Source organism: Elioraea rosea (assembly GCF_007644105.1).
In the GTDB taxonomy this organism is placed as follows: Bacteria; Pseudomonadota; Alphaproteobacteria; order Acetobacterales; family Acetobacteraceae; genus Elioraea_A; species Elioraea_A rosea.
This window is the reverse complement of the sequence record NZ_VFAC01000019.1, coordinates 20816-37756: the sequence shown is the minus strand read 5'-3', so window position 1 is coordinate 37756 and position 16941 is coordinate 20816. Positions and strand designations below refer to the sequence as shown.

Sequence of the window (16941 nt, the reverse complement as noted above, 5' to 3'; positions counted from 1 at the left end):
ACCCGCAGGAGGGAGAACAGGATTGACCATGCACATGCCGGGCGCCGCGCCCTCCCGCGGCGTCGCCTATGCGGAAGGCCGCTACATGCCGCTCGAGGAGGCGACGATCGCCATGCTCGATCGCGGCTTCGTCCGCTCCGACGCGACCTATGACGTGGTGCATGTGTGGAAGGGGCGGTTCTTCCGGCTCGAGGACCATCTCGACCGGTTCGAGCGTTCGGTGGCTGGGCTGCGGATGACGTTGCCCCTGCCGCGCGAGGAGATCGCGGCGATCCTGCATGGCTGCGTCCGCCGCGCCGGCCTCGCCGATGCGTATGTGCAGATGGCGCTCACGCGAGGCGTGCCGCCACCCGGAACGCGCGACCCGAAGCTCTGCCAGAATCGGTTCACCGCCTTCGCGCAGCCCTTCGTGTGGATCGCCAACGAGGCGCAGCGGCGCGAGGGGCTCTCGCTGGTCGTGACGAAAACGCAGCGAATCCCGCCCGAGGCGGTCGATCCGCGCATCAAGAACTTCCACTGGCTCGACCTGACCATGGGCATCTTCGAGGCGCAGGACCGTGGCGCGGACGTGCCGCTCCTGCCCGACCGCGACGGCAACCTGACCGAAGGGCCAGGTTTCAACGTCTTCGCGCTCCACGGCCGAACCCTGGTCACGCCCGATCGCGGCATGTTCGAGGGGATGACGCGCCGAAGCGTGATCGAGCTCGCGCCCGAATTGCAGCTTGCCGTCGAGGAACGCGCGCTGCACGCCTCGGAGCTCGCGCGGGCGGAGGAGATCTTCCTGACAAGCACCGCCGGCGGGATCATGCCGGTCTCGCGCCTCGACGGCGCGCCGGTGGGCGAGGGGCGGCCGGGGCCCGTCACCCGTGCGATGCACGATCTCTACTGGCGGCGGCACGAGGAAGGCTGGCTCGCCACGCCGGTCGACTACGAGGGAGGCTGAGCCTCCCGGCCCGCCCGGGCCGCGAGGATGAGCGCCCGCCGCACCCCATCGGCATCGGCCACCGGCCTCTCGAAGGCGAGGCGAAGCACCGCGTCCTCGCGGGCGAAGTCGCAGCCATCGACGTCGACGGCGATGAGGCGCCAGCCAGCGCCCTCGCCGCCGAGCAGCCCCGTCGCGATCGCGTCGCAGGCATCGGCATGGTCGGCGTTGACGTGGCCGACGATCTCCGCCTCCGCCGCGGCGATGGCGGCAGCCGCATCCTGGTCGGGCAGAAGCGCCGAGGCGCCGAGGCGGTGCGCCATCGCGAAGCCGCCGACGAACTGCGCCTCGCGTGGCACGATGCACCAGAGCGAGAAATCGGGCAGCTCGGCATAGAGCGTCGCGTAGGGGTGCCGGGCGAGCCAGCGTGCCTTCAGGGCGGCCGCCCCTTCGCCCTCGAGCCGCTCTGCCGTGCCGGTCACGGTCACGCGAGGTCGGGTCTGCGGGTTCGGGCCCGCCGCCTCGCCGGTGAAGAGCAGCGCGCAGCGCGGCTCGGCCGCGAGGTGGCGCGTGTGCGGCGAGAGGGCGGACAGCCAGAGGAGGATCGAGAGGTCGCCCGCGGTGGCCGGCGTCACCAGGCTGGCATAGGGCTGGCCGTCGGCGACGGTCGCGAGCGTCGCCTCGCCAGCGGCGCGGATCAGCGCCCTTGCCTTGCCGGGGGCAGCCTCCTTCGACCGGGCAAAGGCCTCGCGCTGCGCCTCGTCCAGCGCCATGAATTCACGCCCCCTGCAGTTTCGGCCATACTGCGCGCCCCCCGGCCGCGGCAGCTCACCGGGGAAGAGGAGTTTCCATGGCGCAGACCATCGCCCTTGTCGACGACGACCGCAACATCCTCACCTCGCTGCAGATGACGCTCGAGGCGGAGGGGTTCCAGGTGCGCACCTACACCGATGGCGAGAGCGCGCTGCACGGCATCGCCGCCAAGCCGGTCGACCTCGCGGTGCTCGACATCAAGATGCCGCGGATGGACGGGCTCGAGCTGCTGCAGAGGCTGCGCAAGCAATCCGCCCTGCCGGTGATCTTCCTCACGTCGAAGGACGAGGAGCTCGACGAGCTGATGGGGCTGAGGCTCGGGGCGGACGACTACATCACCAAGCCGTTCAGCCAGCGCCTGGTGCTCGAGCGCATCCGCGCTCTGCTCCGGCGCAACGAGACCGCGCGCGGCGAGGGCTCCGGCGCGCCCTCCTCCGGCGTGCTGACGCGGGGAAGCCTGACGCTCGACGAGAACCGGCACCTGTGCCTGTGGAAGGGCGCGAACGTGCAGCTCACCGTCACCGAGTTCCTGCTCGTCAAGGCGCTCGCTGCGCGTCCTGGCATCGTCAAGAGCCGCGACCAGCTGATCGATGCGGCCTATGGAGAGAACATCTACGTCGATGACCGCACGATCGACAGCCATGTGAAGCGCATCCGGAAGAAGTTCCGTACCGTCGACAACACCTTCACCCAGATCGAGACGCTCTACGGCATCGGCTACCGCTACAAGGAGGAGTAGCCCGAAGGGGGCGCGCACCCATGCCCGACACGGCGATGCAGGCTGCCGAGGCGGCACCGGCGCAGGCGCGCCGGCAGGAGCCCCGGCGGCCGCGCTTCGCGCGACGGCGCGTCTCGCCCCTGCTCAAGCGCATCCTGATCGTCAACGCGCTTCCCGTCGGCCTGCTTGCGGCTGCCCTCCTTTATCTCGACGACTACCAGAAGGGGCTCGTGGACGCCGCGGTCGCGGGACTGCGCACCCAGGCGCAGATCTATGCCGGGGCGATCGGCGAGAGTGCGACGAACATCGAGAACCCCGACGCGCCGAGCATCAATGTCGATCTCGCGAGGCCGCTGCTGCGGCGCCTCGTCGAGCCCACGCCGGGGGCGCAGGCGCGACTCTACAGCCCGGAAGGCATCCTCCTCGCTGACAGCCGCGTCCTGCCCGGGCCCGGCGGCACCGTCGTCACCGAGCCGCTTCCCGAGCCGCCAGCCTCGCGCGGCTTCTTCGGAACGCTCGTCGAGCACGGCTACGACGCGGCGATGGCGCTGCTCGTTCGTGGCCTCACCTACCCGACGCTGCCCGACGGCGCGGACTGGATGCCCGACCTGCAGGGCGAATTCCAGCGCACCGGCGAGGGCGAGCTCGCGCCGGTACTCCGGCGCACCGCCGATGGCCGTCTGATCGCCTCCGTCGCCGTGCCGGTGAGCCGGAACCGGCGCACCGTCGGCGTCGTGGTGTTCACGCGCGAGGCGCAAGAGGTCGACCAGGCCGTGTTCCAGGTGCGTGTCTCCATCCTCGCCATCGTCGCGATGGCGCTTGTGGTGACGGTCGCGATGTCGGTCTATCTCGCAGCCACCATCGCGCGGCCCGTGCGGCGGCTGGCCAAGGCGGCGATGCGCATGCGCGAGGGGCGCGGCCGGTCGGGCAGCGTGCCGCGTGACCTCGTCGCCCGGCGCGACGAGATCGGCGAACTTGCCGATGCGCTCGACGAAAGCGCCTCCGCCCTCTGGGCGCGCATGGACGCGATCGAGCGCTTCGCCGCAGACGTGTCGCACGAGATCAAGAACCCGCTCACCTCCATCCGCAGCGCGATCGAGACGCTCAAGCGCCTGTCCGACCCCGAGCGGCAGCAGCGGCTTCTGGCCATCATCGCGGAGGACGTGCAGCGGCTCGACAGGCTGATCAGCGACATTTCCGATGCGAGCCGCGTCGATGCGGAGCTGTCCCGCACGCCGACGGAGGCGATCGACATCGCCCCCATCCTCGCCACGCTCGCCGAGCTGAACGAGGCGACGCGGGCAGAGGGCGGGGCGCGCATCGTTCTCGATGCGCCCGCCGAGGGCCTCGCCGTGCGTGGCGTGGAGGGGCGTCTCGTTCAGGTGCTGCGCAACCTGATCGCCAACGCGGTGAGCTTCAGCCCACCGGACGGGCGCATCTTCCTGACCGGGCGGACGCTCGGCAGAACGGTGGAGATCGCCGTCGAGGACGAGGGGCCTGGCATTCCCGAAGCCCGGCTCGAGCACGTGTTCGAGCGCTTCTACTCGGAGCGGCCGACGGGCGAGCGTTTCGGCCAGCATTCGGGCCTCGGCCTCTCGATCTCGCGCCAGATCATCGATGCGCTGCGCGGCACGATCTCGGCAGAGAACAGGCGCAACGCCGCAGGCGAGGTGATCGGCGCGCGCTTCGTCGTCAGGCTGCCCGCGGCGTGACTGCCTCCGAACGAGGCAATCGGGTGCGATCGTGTGCAAAGCGTTAACCTGTGCCTTCAGACTGGCCACGCGCGGCTTGACAGGCACCCGTCACGTGCGGCGGTACTGATCGCGCATCATGCAGATCCACGCGACATGCTGTGCCCTCGGCCCCGCCGCGCACGACACCTTGCCCGCCGCCGTGCTTCTCCTCGGCGCGTCAGGCAGCGGCAAGTCCGACCTCGCGCTTCGGCTCGTCGATGCCGGTTTCGTCCTCGTCGCCGATGACAGGGTCGACCTCGCCTCGGAGGGCGGAGCGGTCATCGCGTCGGGACCCGACGCGCTCGCGGGGCTCATCGAGGTGCGCGGCATCGGCATCCTCCGCCTCGGGGCGTCGGTCCGGCGGGCGCGGGTGGTGCTCGCCGCGAGCCTTGCGTCGCGCGAGACGATCCCCCGCCTGCCCGAGCAGACGACGATCGACCTCGTCGGCACGCGCGTGCCAGCGATCGCGCTTGACCCGGAGTTGCCCTCGGCGGTCGCGCGCATCCGCCTCGCGCTCGATGTCGTGTGCGGGCGCGCGGTCAGCCGCTGCGGCGCACTCGGCGACAGCGCAGCCCAGGCCGTGCCGTCGTGACCACCGAGGCGAGCCGCCGCTCGGTCGCCCTGGTCACCGGGCTTTCCGGCGCGGGGCGCTCGTCCGTGCTGCGCGCGCTCGAGGACCTGGGCTGGGAGACCGTCGACAACCCGCCGCTCGGCGTCGTCGCAACCCTTCTCGCCCAGCCTGACCAGGCGGCGCCGATCGCCATCGGCATCGACGCGCGCCGGCCGGATTTCGATGCCGAGGCCGCGGCGGCGCTGGTCGAGCGGGTTCGGGGCGAGCCGAGGCTCGACGTGACGGTCGTGTTCCTCACCGCCGATGAGGAAACCCTGCTCCGGCGCTACACCGAGACGCGCCGGCGGCACCCGAAGGCCCAGACGGGCAGTGTCCTCGAGGGCGTGCAGCGCGAGCGTGCGCTGCTGATGCCTCTCGAGGCGATCGCCGACGTGGTGCTCGATACCTCCGTCATGCCTCTTCCCGAGTTGCGCGCAGCGGTCGAATCGCGTTTCGCAAGAACAAGCGAAACAACGCTCTGGATCGGAATCGTCAGTTTCTCCTACGCGCGTGGGTTGCCGAGGGAGGCTGATCTCGTGTTCGACGTGCGGTTTCTTCGAAATCCGCACTATATACCTGGGCTGAAACCCTTGACCGGCCTGGACCAGCCCGTCGTCGATTACGTTGCCGACGACCCCGATTTCGCCGCATTCTACGGCCGCATGACTGGGTTACTGTTTCCACTGTTGCCCCGCTACGTTCGGGAGGGGAAAAAATACCTTACCATCGCGATCGGCTGCACAGGCGGCCGGCACCGCTCCGTGATGGTCGCCACACGCCTCGGCGCCGATCTGCGCGAGGCCGGTTGGCGCGTCGCCGTGGCCCATCGGGACATCCGGTCGGGCTCGGAAACCGGAGCAGCCGCTGGCGGAACCGCGGCGTGATCACATCAAGGCCCACAATGTCCCTGCAGCGCACCTGCGCACCGTTGCGCCCCGCGAAACGGGCGCACCATCCGGTCGGACACGGCCGATGACCCAGGCAGGCCGATGATCGGCCTCGTGCTCGTGACGCATGGGCGGCTCGCGGAGGAGCTGCGCCTCGCGATGGAGCATGTCGTCGGCCCCCAGCAGGGGGTCGCGACGATCTGCATCGGCCCCGACGACGACATGGAAACCCGCCGGGCCGACATCCTGAAGGGCATCGCCACCGTCGACACGGGTGACGGCGTCGTACTGCTGACCGACATGTTCGGCGGCACGCCGTCCAACCTCGCCATCTCTGCGATGAACGGCCGCAACGTCGAGGTGCTGGCCGGCGTAAACCTGCCGATGCTCGTGAAGCTCGCGGCCGTGCGGTCGAGCGAGCCGCTCGGCTCGGCCGTCGCCTGCGCGCAGGAAGCGGGGCGAAAGTACATCGGCGCGGCATCGCGCCTCCTCGGGGACGAGCATCCGCGATGACGATGATCGACGACTGGCCGCGCGACGGGGCGGAGGAACCGACCGATCCCTTCCCCACCGCGCCTGATGCCAACACGCCGCCGCCGCTGACGCGGCAGATCGTGATCTGCAACCAGCGTGGCCTGCACGCCCGCGCCGCGGCGAAGTTCGTGAAGCTGGCCGAGACATTCTCCGCCTGCGTCACCGTGCGCAAGAACGGCTCCTCCGTCTCGGGACGATCGATCATGGGGCTGATGATGCTCGGCGCCGGACACGGCTGCACCGTGACGCTCGAGGCGGAAGGGTGGGACGCACGCGAGGCGCTGGATGCGCTGGCCGGCCTGGTCGAGGCCGGCTTCCATGAAGACTGAGGCCAAGCCGGCCCCACGCCGCCAGCCGGCCCAGACGGAGCCTGCCTCCGCCCCGCGCAGCCGGCGTGACCGCGAGAGCGGCGAGCTCGTGCTGCATGGCCTCGCCGTCTCGCAGGGCGTGGGCATCGGCAAGCTTGCCACCGCGAGCGAGGGCGCCCCGACGATCGAGCGGCGCGAGCTGTTCGAGGACCAGGTGCCCTGGGAAACCGAGCGCTTCGACCAGGCGGTGGCGCTGTCGCGCAAGCAGCTCGCCAAGCTTCGCGCGCGCCTGTCGATCCTGCCGGAGGACGCCAACCGCGAGCTCGAGCCGCTGCTCGATGCGTATGCGCAGATGCTCGGCAACTCGCGGCTGACGCGCAACATCCGCAAGCGTATCGCCGAGCAGAGGGTGAACGCCGAAGCCGCCGTGGCCGACGAGGCCGATGCGCTGGCCGAGGCGATGTTCGCCGCCGGAACGGATGACCGCGCCACCCGCCAGCGCAGGGCCGACGAGGTGCGCGAGATCGGCAGGCGGCTGACCCGCAACCTGACCGCCACGCCCTGGCGCAACTACGCCTCGCTGCCACACGGCGCGATCCTCGCCGCCGAGCTCCTCACGCCCTCCGATGCCGCCCTGCTCGAGCCTGCGCGGCTCGCCGGCGTCGCTGCCGAGGAGGGCGGGCTCGAGGGCCACACCTCGATCATGCTGCGCGCCCTCGGCGTGCCGGCCGTGCTCGGCGTACCGGGGCTGATGGAGCATGCGAGCCCCGGCACGATGGCGATCGTCGACGGCGGCGCGGGGACGGTCACGCTCCGCCCGACCGCCGCGACGCTCGCCGCGGCGCGCAAGGCCGTCGCTGCCTACGCGCGGGAGCGGCAGCGGCTGGCCAAGCTTCGCCGGCTTCCCGCGATCACGCGCGACGAGGAGCCGGTCGAGCTCCAGGCCAACCTGGAACTGCCGATCGAGCTGCCGATGATCGCCCAGTCCGGCGCCGTCGGAATCGGGCTCCTGCGCACCGAGTTCCTGTTCATGAACCGCGACGACGTGCCCGACGAGGACGCGCAGGCGGAGGCCTATCTCCAGGTCGTCGACGCCATGCAGGGCGACCCCGTCACCATCCGCGTGCTCGACTGGGGTGGCGAGAAGCAGATCGAGAGCCTGGTTGCGCGCGGCATCGTTCCCGGCGCGGGCGGCGACAACCCCGCCCTCGGCGTGCGCGGCCTGAGGCTCCTGCTCAAGGAGACGGAGCTGTTCGAGACGCAGCTCGCCGCCATCCTCCGCGCCGCCGCGCGCGGCCCGGTGCGCGTGCTGCTGCCGATGGTAACCACGCCCGAGGAGGTGCGCGCCGCCCGCGACATGTATGACCGCGTCGCCCGCAGGCTGCGCCGCCGCGGCGTGGAGATCCCCGATCCGCTTCCCCCGCTCGGCATCATGATCGAGACGCCAGGCGCGGCGCTCGCCGCCGACAGCCTCGCGCTGGAGAGCGACTTCTTCGCGATCGGCACCAACGACCTCGCCATGTACACGCTCGCGGTGGACCGGTCGGAGACCGGCGCGAGCCATCTCTACGATCCGCTTCACCCCGCCGTGCTGCGGCTGATGCAGTTCGCGACCGAGGCCGCGCTCAGGATGCGCATGTCGGTGTCGGTCTGCGGCGAGATCGCCGGCGATCCGAGGCTGACGCCCCTTCTCCTGGGCCTCGGAATCCGCAGCCTCTCGATGTCCTCGGCCTCCGTGCCGCGGGTGAAGCAGGCGGTCCGCTCGGTCGCGATCGACGATTGCGCCCGCTTCGCCCGGTCCGTCATGGAACAGTCCGACCCGGCGCGCATCGCCGCGCTCGTCGCCGAGTTCCGCAGCAGGATGGATGCCTGAGGCTGCCGGCGGGCTTGGACTATCCCCGCTCGCTTCGGGCTATGATCCGCGCCGGACTGGAATCGCCCGGGGGGATGCGTGATGGCGCAATCGCGTGACTGGTCGGGGCCGCTGGCCCGCGAGGCGATGGCCTATGTGCTGGCGGGCGGCCGCGGCAGCCGCCTGATGGAGCTGACCGACCGGCGCGCCAAGCCGGCCGTCTATTTCGGCGGCAAGGCACGCATCATCGACTTCGCCCTCTCCAACGCGCTGAACTCCGGCATCCGCCGCATCGGTGTCGCCACGCAGTACAAGGCGCACAGCCTGATCCGCCACCTCCAGCGCGGCTGGAGCTTCCTGCGGTCGGAACGGAACGAAAGCTTCGACATCCTTCCCGCCAGTCAGCGAAGCGGCGACGAGCGCTGGTACAGCGGCACGGCCGATGCGGTGTTCCAAAACATCGACATCATCGAGAGCTACGCGCCGCGCCACATCGTCATCCTCGCCGGCGACCACATCTACAAGATGGATTACGAGACGATGCTGCGCGACCATGTCGAGCGCGGCGCGGACGTCACCGTCGGCGCGCTCGAGGTGCCGCGGGCCGAGGCAACGGGCTTCGGCGTGATGCAGGTCGATGCGTCGGACACGATCGTCGAATTCCACGAGAAGCCGAAGGACCCCCCAGGCCAGCCCGACAGGCCCGACCTCTCCCTCGCCTCGATGGGCATCTACGTGTTCGACACGGGCTTCCTGTTCGACCAGCTTCGCCGCGACGCCGAGGATCCGGGCTCGAAGCATGATTTCGGTGGCGATATCATTCCCTTCATCGTCCGCAACGGACGCGCGATCGCGCACCGGTTTGAGCATTCCTGCGTCCGGTCCGAGCAGGAGACGTCGAGCTACTGGCGCGATGTCGGCACCGTCGATGCGTACTGGAAGGCCAATATCGACCTCACCGCGATCGTTCCCGAGCTCGACCTCTACGATCGCTCCTGGCCGATCTGGACGCATGCCGAGATCACGCCGCCGGCGAAGTTCGTGCACGACGCGGCGGGGCGGCGCGGCGAGGCGGTCTCCTCGCTGGTGTCGGGCAACTGCATCGTCTCGGGCGGGGCTGTGCGCTGCTCGCTTCTGTTCACAGGCGTGCGCGTCCACTCCTACTCGCGCATCGAGAGCAGTGTGATCCTGCCCGACGTCACGATCGGCCGGCATGCGCGGCTCGACAAGGTGATCATCGACCGCGGCGTGACGATTCCGGAACGGCTCGTCATCGGCGAGGACCCGACGGCCGATGCGGTACGCTTCCGGCGCACGGAGAGCGGCGTATGCCTCGTCACCCAGGCGATGATCGACAGGCTCAGGAGCTGAGCCGCCGGTGCGTGTCCTCGCCGTCGCATCGGAAGCCTATCCGCTCGTCAAGACCGGCGGGCTTGCAGACGTCGCGGGGGCACTTCCGGCCGCGCTCGCGGAGCATGGCGTCGCGGTCACCACCCTGCTACCTGGCTATCCCGCGGTGCGCGACGCGCTCACCGGCGCCGTCGCGTGCGCGCTGCCCGACGGGCACCAGCTTCTCGCGGGCCGCGCCGGCGGGCTCGACCTACTCGTGCTCGACGCGCCAGCGCTGTTCGACCGTCCTGGCTCACCCTATCTCGCACCCGGCGGTTATGACTGGCCGGACAACGCCCAGCGCTTCGCGGCGCTCGGCCGCTCCGCCGCCATCGCCGCGCGCGGTGCCGGCACGATCGCGCGGTTCGACCTCGTTCACGCGCATGACTGGCAGGCTGCGCTCGCGCCGGCCTATCTCGCCTTCGCCGAGGGGCCGCGCATCCCGAGCGTGATGACGATCCACAACATGGCCTTCCAGGGACAGTTCCCGCCCGCGGTGTTTCCCGCGCTCGGGCTTCCGCAAGAGGCCTTCACGATCGAGGGCGTCGAGTACTACGGGATGGTCGGCTACCTGAAAGCCGGGCTGCACTACGCCGACAGGATCACAACCGTGAGCCCCACCTATGCGCGCGAGATCGCCACCCCCGAGGGCGGCATGGGCCTCGATGGGCTGATCCGCGCGCGTGCGGGACGTGTCCTCGGCGTCGTGAACGGCATCGACGTCACGGTGTGGAACCCGGCAGCGGACAGGACGCTCCGGCAACGATACGGTGCCGGCACGCTGGAGGCGCGCGCAGCGAACCGCGCGGCCATCGAGCAGGCCTTCGGCCTCGGCGCGGAAGCAGGGCCGATCTTCGCCGTCGTCAGCCGGCTGACCTGGCAGAAAGGGATGGACCTGCTCGCGGAGGCGCTGCCGGCGCTCATGGCGGAGGGCGGCCGGCTTGCCCTTCTCGGAACGGGGGATGCCGCCCTCGAAGGCGCATTCCTCGCCGCAGCACAGCGCTACCCCGGCCGCGTCGGCGTGCGGATCGGATTCGACGAGGGGCTGTCGCACAGGATCTTCGGCGGGGCAGACGCGATCGTCGTGCCGTCGCGCTTCGAGCCCTGCGGGCTGACGCAGCTCTACGGGCTTCGCTACGGGTGCGTACCGGTCGTCTCGCGCGTCGGCGGTCTCGCCGACACGGTCATCGACGCGAACGAGGCCGCCGTCGAGGCGGGCGTGGCGACGGGCGTGCAGTTCTCGCCCGTCACCGTCGCCGCGCTCGAGGCCGCGCTCGCCCGCGCCGTCGCCCTGTTCCGCGACCCGGAGGCCTGGCAGTCGATCCAGCGGGCGGGGATGCGGACGGACCTCTCCTGGTCGCGCCGTGCGGCGGCCTATGCGGCGCTGTTCCGCGAGGTTGCCGGCTAGAGCACCTTCCGATCGATTGGAAACAATCGATCGGAAGCTCGTGCTCTAGAACCATAAATGGGTAGAGCAGCTTAGCCCGACCTGATGGAACCAGCGTTGGTTCCATCAGGTCGAACGCTGCTCTAGTCGTCGAGCCGCGGCCGCGCGCGGGCCGACTTGATGCCGGCGCGAACCGACTTCGCTTCGAGCCTGCGCGCCTTCGCGCCTGCGCTTGGCCGTGTCGGCCGGCGCGGCGGCTGCACGATCGCCGCCTCGGCGATCAGCGCCACGAGGCGCGCGACGGCATCCTCCCGGTTGCGCTCCTGGCTCCTGTGCCGTTGCGCCGTGAGGACGATCACGCCCTCGCCCGTCGCGCGCCGGCCGGCAAGACGGATCAGCCGCTCGCGCACCTGGGCTGGCAGGGAGGCCGACGCCGCGGCATCGAAACGAAGCTGCACCGCGTTCGAGACCTTGTTGACGTTCTGCCCGCCCGGTCCGGAGGCGCGGATCGCGGTGAAGCTGAGTTCGTCTGGGTCGAGCGACAGCCGGTCCGTGACGCGGATTCGCTCGCTCACGGCAAGGCAGGCACGCGGCCCGAGCGGTAGAGGAACGCCTCTTCATGGCGGGCGGCGGCCTCGCGCGCTGCGAGGATGAGGGCGTGGTCGGGCGAGAGGCCGCAGGCCGGGTCGGTCGCCGCGGCATCCCCCGTCAGGGCGAAAGCCTGACAGCGGCAGCCGCCATGGTCCTTCGTCCGCCTGTCGCAGCTCCGGCAAGGCTCGCGCATCCAGCCCTCGCCGCGATAGGCATTGAACCCCTCGCTGTCGCGCCAGATCTCGACGAGCGGCCGGTCCGTCACCTTCTCCCAGGTGATGTTGGGAAGCGAATGCGCCGCATGGCAGGGAAGCGCGAGCCCGTCCGCCGTGACGACGATGAACCGCTCGCCCCAGCCATCCATGCAGGGCCGCGGGCGGTCGGACATGTAGTCTGGCAGAACGAAGAGCACGTCGATCCTGCCGCGCAGCCGGTCGCGCGCGGCGGAGGCGATGTCGCGCGCCGCGCCCACCTGCTCGGGCGAGGGAAGGAGTGCTGCGCGGTTCGGAAGCGCCCAGCCAAGATACTGGGTGTTGGCGAGCTCGAGCCGCTCCGCCCCGAGCCGTTCCGCGAGCGCGACGGCTTCGGCGACGTGGCCGATGTTCGAGCGGTGCAGCACCATGTTCAGCGTCAGCGGCAGGCCGAGCTCCTTCACCCACCCGGCGACCGCAAGCTTCTGCTCGAAGCTGCGCGTGCCGGCGATCCGGTCGCAGCCCGCCTCCGTCACATCCTGCACGGAGAGCTGCACGGCATCGATGCCGGCGGAGGCGAGCGCGGCGAGGCGCTCGCGCGTCAGCGGCAGGCCCGACGTGATCAGCGTGGTGTAGAGCTCGAGCCGCCGCGCAGTGCGCGCGATTGCCTCGAGGTCGTCGCGCAGGAGCGGCTCGCCGCCCGTGAGGTTGAGCCCGACGACGCCCAGCGCTTCGGCCTCCTCGAGAACGCGGCACCACTCCGCGGTGGACAGCGCATCGCGCCGCTTCGCCCAGTCGAGCGGGTTCGAGCAGTAGGGGCAGCGCAGCGGGCAGCGGTAGGTAAGCTCCGCCACCAGCGTCCAGGGCCGCGGCGCGGTCATGGCGCCGCCTCGCGCACGAGGCCGCGGGAGACGAGCTGGTCGAGGAACGGCGTGATCTCGGCGGCGACTTCCCCGGTCTCGCGCCCGAAACGCTCGGCCAGGAGTGCGGCGATCTGGGAGAGGGTGCGCTCGCCGTCGCAGAGCCTCAGCGTCGCCGCCGCCGTGAGGTTCAACGCAAGCCCCGCCTCGGGGTAGAGCAGCAGCGTCCGCCCGGTCTGCCGGTCCTCGCGGAGGCGCGCGCGCGGCGCGAGCAGAGGGCGGGCGTCGGGCGACATCTCACGCCGCGGCCGCATCCGGCGCCTTGGCCTGGTCCTTCTCGACGCAGTCGAGCAGGTGCCAGAGGATCTCGGTCTTGCGGATCAGCGCCGCGACGGAGGCATGCTGCTTTGCGTATGTGTCGGCGTTCTGGACGACGAAGCCGATCGCCTCCTCGCTGTCCACCTTGGCCTGGCGCACGCGATTGCGGAAATAGGTGATCATTCCGGGATCGACCCACGGGTAGTGCGTTTCCCAGGCGAGGATCCGCCGGCTCATGATGTCTGGCGAGAAGAACTCCGTGAGCGAGGAGGCGACCGCTTCGAGAAGCGTCCGCTCCCGCACGAGGGCAACGTAGTTGTCGCAGGCGAAGCGCACACCGGGAAGCACGTCCGCGCAGGTGCGCACGCGCTCGACATCGAGGCCCACGCCTGCGGCGAGCCTGAGCCACAGCGCAAGCCCGCCCTCGCCTTCGGCGTCGCCGTCATGCTCGCGGATCCGGCGGATCCACATGCGGCGGAAGGCCGGGTCCTCCGACTTGGCGAGGATCAGCGCGTCCTTGATGGGGATTCGCGTCTGATAATAGAACCGGTTGCGCACCCAGGCCTGGATGTCGGAGCGCGAGAGCGTGCCGGCATGCATCCGGTGATGGAACGGATGATGGTCGTGGTAGCGCGCGGCCCCTTCACGGCGAAGCCACTCGATGAACTCCTCCCGCGGAAGCGGCGGACGAAGCGGATCGATCAGTTCCGTCACAGCACGATCTCCATCCCGTCATGCGCCACCGTCCAGCCGGCGCGCTCGGCCTCCCGGCGCTCCGCACTCTCCTCGTCGAGAAGCGGATTGGTGTTGTTGAGGTGGATCAGCACGCGCCGGCCTGCCTCGAGCCCGGCGAGGGAAGCGAGGCTGCCGCCTCCGCCTCCGACCGGAACGTGGCCCATGCTCGTCGCCGTCGCGGTACCGAGCTTCTGCGCGATCAGCTCGTCGTCCGACCAGCACGTGCCGTCGAGGAACACGGCATCGGCCCCGTCCATCAGACCGCGCAGCGCGGGCGTGATCGCCGCCGTGCCAGGGACGTAGGCCATCCGCCTACCCGTCTCGGTCTCGGTCAGCGCGATGCCGATGCTCTCGAGCGGGTCGTCCTCGACATGCCCCTTGAGATGCGGCGGTGGGCGGCCTGGCGCGGGCGCGGCGCGAAGCGTCAGCCCGAGCGGTGCACCCTCCGGGTCGGCAAGCGGAATGTCGGTGCCGTCGGCGATGTCGTGCCACGTCACCTGCCCCGGAAACCGGGAGAGGGTGCGGGCCAGGCTGTTGCCTTCGATGAACCCGCGCCGCACGCAGGGCGCGGCATAGACGACCAGGGGCTGGCTCTCCCTGAGGCTGAGAAGCCCAAGCACATGGTCGAGATCGCCGTTGGTGAGCACGATCGCGCCAATCGGCGTGTGCCGGGGCGCCTTGGGGTGAAGCGCCGGAAATGCCTCGATCTGGGAGCGGATCTCGGGGCTCGTATTGAGCAGCACCCAACGCTCGCCATCAGCCGATACGGCGGTGCTCTCCTGGGTGCGGGGGGATGCCTTCACCGTGCCCTCGCGAACGCCGCGACACAACCGGCAGGCGCAATTCCACTGTGGGAATCCGCCTCCAGCGGCGGAGCCGAGAACACGAACATGCATTGGGCGCGAACCTGCCCTGGAGGCCGCCGGCGGCGAGGGAAGCGCGAACGCTCCCCCGCCGCCGGGGCGGAATCAATCGCGCTCTTCGGCCAGATCGTCAGCGTAGGAGCCGATCTCGGCATCCATACGGATCTCGTCGAAGGCCGGGCTTTCCCAGGTCTCGGTCATGGTGTTCTCCCACTCGCGGTCTGTTGCCGCACCTCTCATCATATAGCGCGCCGGGCGCGGCACGCCAGCCCAGGCGTGCGCGGGCCGGTTGAACTTGGCGTTGGTTGAACTTGCTGTTGACTGCTCAACGCGCATTCGCGAGCGTTGCCGCGCCGGTGCCCCCTCGCCGGCCAAGCATCAAGGGAGAAGCAACCATGGCGACCTTCGCCTCCATGCGCCTCGCGCTCGGCGCGGCGCTGCTTGCCGCAGCCGCGGTGCCAGCCTACGCGCAGCAGCAGCAGGTTCCCGCATGGGCCGTCGGCCGTGAAGGCAGCGGGATGAGCCCCACCCTCGCGCCGCACGCGCCGAAGCTCACCGTCACGCCAGAGAACGAGCTTCCGATCAACGACCTGCGGGTGCCCGACGGCTTCAAGATCGAGGTCTGGGCCCATGGCGCGCCAGGTGCCCGGATGATGGCGGTCGGCGATCGCGGCACCGTGTTCGTCGGCTCCCGCGTGATCGGCCGCGTGTACGCGATCAGCGACGAGGGCGGCCAGCGCCGGGTGCGCATCATCGCCCAGGGGCTGAAGCAGCCGAACGGAATCGCCTTCAAGGACGGGGCGCTGACCGTCATCGCCATCAACCAGGTGCTGCGCTGGGAGGGCATCGAGGGCAAGCTCGACAACCCCGGCCAGCCGACCGACCTGACCTCCGCCTTCAACCTTCCGCCAGAGGAGCATCACGGCTGGAAGTTCGCCGGGTTCGGCCCGGACGGGCGGCTCTATACGAATGTCGGCGTGCCCTGCAATGTCTGCGAGTTCGACCGTGACCGCTACGCCATCCTGGTGTCATTCCGCCCCGACGGGTCGGACCGCCGGATCGAGGCACGCGGCATCCGCAACTCGGTCGGCTTCGACTTCCACCCGGCGACGCGCGAGCTCTGGGCCACCAACAACGGGCGCGACTGGGCCGGCAACGACGTCCCCGAGGACACGCTGCATCGCGTCCGCCGCTCTGGCGAGGACCATGGCTTCCCGTTCTGCGTGGGCGACTGGAACGACCCCGCGGTGCCCCGCCGGGCCTGCAGCGAGTTCGAGCAGCCCGCCGCCAAGCTCGGGCCTCACGTCGCGGCGCTGGGGATGCGCTTCTACCGCGGCACGGGGTTCGGGGCCGAGTACGAGAACCAGATCTTCATCGCCCGCCGCGGCTCGTGGAACCGCGAGAAGAAGAGCGGCTACGACGTGGTGGTCGCGAAGCTCGACGGGCAGGGTCGCGTGACGGGCATCCAGCCCTTCCTGACCGGCTTCCTCGATGCGAGCGGGGAGAAGTTCACCGGCCGGCCTGTGGACGTGCAGCAGCTCCAGGACGGCTCGCTCCTGGTGGCGGACGAGCAGCTCGGCGCGATCTACCGCATCAGCCGCCGTTGATGCGCACCACACTGATGGGGGCCGCGGCACTCGCCGCGGCCCTTCTCTTTCCTGGCGCGGTTGCGGCGGCGGATGCCGCGCGCGGCCAGGCGCTCGCCGAGAGCTGTGCGGCCTGCCACGGGCCGGGTGGCAACTCGCAGCTCGACCTCGTGCCCTCTCTCGCCGGCCAGCAGCCCCTGTTCCTCACCCTGCAGATGATCCTGTTCCGCGAGGGAATTCGCGCCTTCCCGCCGATGAACGAGGCGATGAAGGGCGTGGTGGACCGCGACATCGAGGACCTCGCCGCCTACTACGCGAGCCTCACCCTCGAGCCGCAACCACCCGCGCGCGATGCGGCCAAGGTGGAGCGCGGCAAGGCCCTGTCGGCCACGCATCACTGCGGCTCCTGCCACCTGCCGGACTATTCGGGCCAGAACCAGGTTCCGCGAATCGCCGGGCAGCGGGAAGACTTCCTCCTCCACACCATGCTCGAGTACCAGCAGCAGAAGCGCAGCGGCACCGACACGGCGATGAACGCGGCGCTCTACGGTCTCTCCGAGGCCGATCTCGAGGCGCTCGCCCACTACCTCGCCCTGCAGCGCTGAGCACCGCCCGGCGGCGTTGCCGCCGCGGCGCGCTTCGGC

The 16941-nt window shown here is 70.4% G+C and carries 19 protein-coding genes; 12 read left to right on the top strand and 7 right to left on the bottom strand.

Translation table 11 applies throughout. The features are described from left to right. The first annotated feature begins 28 nt into the window (after nt 1-28). A complete protein-coding gene (locus FIF60_RS12835; protein WP_204251189.1) occupies nt 29-943 on the top strand; it encodes an aminotransferase class IV in 915 nt (304 codons plus the stop codon). Here the strand turns inward: FIF60_RS12835 and FIF60_RS12830 are convergent. After that, complete coding sequence (locus FIF60_RS12830; RefSeq protein WP_144186483.1) at nt 928-1695, bottom strand: HugZ family pyridoxamine 5'-phosphate oxidase; 768 nt, start codon at nt 1693-1695, stop codon at nt 928-930. The genes FIF60_RS12835 and FIF60_RS12830 overlap by 16 nt on opposite strands. 77 nt (nt 1696-1772) lie before the next feature. Here FIF60_RS12830 and FIF60_RS12825 point away from each other — a divergent pair, with 77 nt between their 5' ends. The 9 genes from FIF60_RS12825 (at nt 1773) to glgA (ending at nt 11174) form a co-directional block, all read left to right on the top strand. Next, nucleotides 1773-2474, top strand: coding sequence for a response regulator transcription factor (locus tag FIF60_RS12825; protein ID WP_144186482.1), 702 nt, complete (start codon nt 1773-1775; stop codon nt 2472-2474). Between the two features lie 20 nt (nt 2475-2494). After that, on the top strand, nt 2495-4165 hold the full coding sequence (locus FIF60_RS12820; RefSeq protein ID WP_239451609.1) for a stimulus-sensing domain-containing protein: 1671 nt from the start codon (nt 2495-2497) through the stop codon (nt 4163-4165). Between the two features lie 118 nt (nt 4166-4283). After that, a complete protein-coding gene (locus FIF60_RS12815; protein WP_144186481.1) occupies nt 4284-4778 on the top strand; it encodes an HPr kinase/phosphorylase in 495 nt (164 codons plus the stop codon). Then, nucleotides 4775-5680 carry an RNase adapter RapZ gene (gene rapZ, locus FIF60_RS12810; protein WP_144186480.1) on the top strand — a complete coding sequence of 302 codons (906 nt, stop codon included), beginning with the start codon at nt 4775-4777 and terminating at the stop codon, nt 5678-5680. Before FIF60_RS12815 ends, rapZ begins: the two co-directional genes overlap by 4 nt. Nucleotides 5681-5785: 105 nt before the next feature. Continuing rightward, nucleotides 5786-6196: a PTS sugar transporter subunit IIA gene (locus tag FIF60_RS12805; RefSeq protein WP_144186479.1), complete on the top strand. Its 411-nt coding sequence runs from the start codon at nt 5786-5788 to the stop codon at nt 6194-6196. Between the two features lie 2 nt (nt 6197-6198). Beyond that, nucleotides 6199-6546 (top strand): HPr family phosphocarrier protein, encoded by a 348-nt coding sequence (locus FIF60_RS12800; RefSeq protein WP_144186519.1) that lies wholly within the window; start codon nt 6199-6201, stop codon nt 6544-6546. After that, nucleotides 6536-8398: a phosphoenolpyruvate--protein phosphotransferase gene (gene ptsP, locus FIF60_RS12795; protein ID WP_144186478.1), complete on the top strand. Its 1863-nt coding sequence runs from the start codon at nt 6536-6538 to the stop codon at nt 8396-8398. The genes FIF60_RS12800 and ptsP overlap by 11 nt, the downstream gene beginning before the upstream one ends. Nucleotides 8399-8479: 81 nt before the next feature. Beyond that, nucleotides 8480-9748 carry a glucose-1-phosphate adenylyltransferase gene (glgC, locus tag FIF60_RS12790; protein WP_144186477.1) on the top strand — a complete coding sequence of 423 codons (1269 nt, stop codon included), beginning with the start codon at nt 8480-8482 and terminating at the stop codon, nt 9746-9748. A gap of 7 nt (nt 9749-9755) precedes the next feature. Beyond that, on the top strand, nt 9756-11174 hold the full coding sequence (gene glgA / locus FIF60_RS12785; RefSeq protein WP_144186476.1) for a glycogen synthase GlgA: 1419 nt from the start codon (nt 9756-9758) through the stop codon (nt 11172-11174). A gap of 122 nt (nt 11175-11296) precedes the next feature. On the opposite strand, the gene arfB is transcribed toward glgA, so the two are convergent. The 6 genes from arfB to FIF60_RS12755 form a co-directional block, all read right to left on the bottom strand. Then, nucleotides 11297-11728 (bottom strand): alternative ribosome rescue aminoacyl-tRNA hydrolase ArfB, encoded by a 432-nt coding sequence (arfB, locus tag FIF60_RS12780; RefSeq protein ID WP_204251188.1) that lies wholly within the window; start codon nt 11726-11728, stop codon nt 11297-11299. Next, nucleotides 11725-12816 carry a pyrroloquinoline quinone biosynthesis protein PqqE gene (gene pqqE, locus FIF60_RS12775; protein ID WP_144186475.1) on the bottom strand — a complete coding sequence of 364 codons (1092 nt, stop codon included), beginning with the start codon at nt 12814-12816 and terminating at the stop codon, nt 11725-11727. Before pqqE ends, arfB begins: the two co-directional genes overlap by 4 nt. After that, on the bottom strand, nt 12813-13091 hold the full coding sequence (gene pqqD, locus FIF60_RS12770; protein WP_158639196.1) for a pyrroloquinoline quinone biosynthesis peptide chaperone PqqD: 279 nt from the start codon (nt 13089-13091) through the stop codon (nt 12813-12815). The genes pqqE and pqqD overlap by 4 nt, the downstream gene beginning before the upstream one ends. A gap of 1 nt (nt 13092) precedes the next feature. Beyond that, a complete protein-coding gene (gene pqqC / locus FIF60_RS12765) occupies nt 13093-13827 on the bottom strand; it encodes a pyrroloquinoline-quinone synthase PqqC (RefSeq protein ID WP_144186473.1) in 735 nt (244 codons plus the stop codon). Then, nucleotides 13824-14744, bottom strand: coding sequence for a pyrroloquinoline quinone biosynthesis protein PqqB (pqqB, locus tag FIF60_RS12760; protein ID WP_144186472.1), 921 nt, complete (start codon nt 14742-14744; stop codon nt 13824-13826). The genes pqqC and pqqB overlap by 4 nt, the downstream gene beginning before the upstream one ends. Before the next feature lie 72 nt (nt 14745-14816). Beyond that, nucleotides 14817-15047, bottom strand: coding sequence for a hypothetical protein (locus tag FIF60_RS12755; RefSeq protein ID WP_144186471.1), 231 nt, complete (start codon nt 15045-15047; stop codon nt 14817-14819). A 59-nt stretch (nt 15048-15106) separates the two neighbouring features. Here FIF60_RS12755 and FIF60_RS12750 point away from each other — a divergent pair, with 59 nt between their 5' ends. Then, nucleotides 15107-16318 carry a PQQ-dependent sugar dehydrogenase gene (locus tag FIF60_RS12750; protein ID WP_239451608.1) on the top strand — a complete coding sequence of 404 codons (1212 nt, stop codon included), beginning with the start codon at nt 15107-15109 and terminating at the stop codon, nt 16316-16318. Further along, nucleotides 16318-16902, top strand: a complete 585-nt coding sequence (locus tag FIF60_RS12745; RefSeq protein ID WP_204251187.1) for a c-type cytochrome — start codon at nt 16318-16320, stop codon at nt 16900-16902. The genes FIF60_RS12750 and FIF60_RS12745 overlap by 1 nt, the downstream gene beginning before the upstream one ends. Nucleotides 16903-16941: the final 39 nt, after the last annotated feature.

Coding starts and splice junctions, on each gene's coding strand:
- FIF60_RS12835 (WP_204251189.1), top strand. CDS start 29: ATGCACATGCCGGGCGCCGCGCCCTCCCGCGGCGTCGCCTATGCGGAA.
- FIF60_RS12830 (WP_144186483.1), bottom strand. CDS start 1,695: ATGGCGCTGGACGAGGCGCAGCGCGAGGCCTTTGCCCGGTCGAAGGAG.
- FIF60_RS12825 (WP_144186482.1), top strand. CDS start 1,773: ATGGCGCAGACCATCGCCCTTGTCGACGACGACCGCAACATCCTCACC.
- FIF60_RS12820 (WP_239451609.1), top strand. CDS start 2,495: ATGCCCGACACGGCGATGCAGGCTGCCGAGGCGGCACCGGCGCAGGCG.
- FIF60_RS12815 (WP_144186481.1), top strand. CDS start 4,284: ATGCAGATCCACGCGACATGCTGTGCCCTCGGCCCCGCCGCGCACGAC.
- FIF60_RS12805 (WP_144186479.1), top strand. CDS start 5,786: ATGATCGGCCTCGTGCTCGTGACGCATGGGCGGCTCGCGGAGGAGCTG.
- FIF60_RS12800 (WP_144186519.1), top strand. CDS start 6,199: ATGATCGACGACTGGCCGCGCGACGGGGCGGAGGAACCGACCGATCCC.
- ptsP (WP_144186478.1), top strand. CDS start 6,536: ATGAAGACTGAGGCCAAGCCGGCCCCACGCCGCCAGCCGGCCCAGACG.
- glgC (WP_144186477.1), top strand. CDS start 8,480: ATGGCGCAATCGCGTGACTGGTCGGGGCCGCTGGCCCGCGAGGCGATG.
- pqqE (WP_144186475.1), bottom strand. CDS start 12,816: ATGACCGCGCCGCGGCCCTGGACGCTGGTGGCGGAGCTTACCTACCGC.
- pqqD (WP_158639196.1), bottom strand. CDS start 13,091: ATGTCGCCCGACGCCCGCCCTCTGCTCGCGCCGCGCGCGCGCCTCCGC.
- pqqB (WP_144186472.1), bottom strand. CDS start 14,744: ATGCATGTTCGTGTTCTCGGCTCCGCCGCTGGAGGCGGATTCCCACAG.
- FIF60_RS12755 (WP_144186471.1), bottom strand. CDS start 15,047: ATGCGCGTTGAGCAGTCAACAGCAAGTTCAACCAACGCCAAGTTCAAC.
- FIF60_RS12750 (WP_239451608.1), top strand. CDS start 15,107: ATGGCGACCTTCGCCTCCATGCGCCTCGCGCTCGGCGCGGCGCTGCTT.
- FIF60_RS12745 (WP_204251187.1), top strand. CDS start 16,318: ATGCGCACCACACTGATGGGGGCCGCGGCACTCGCCGCGGCCCTTCTC.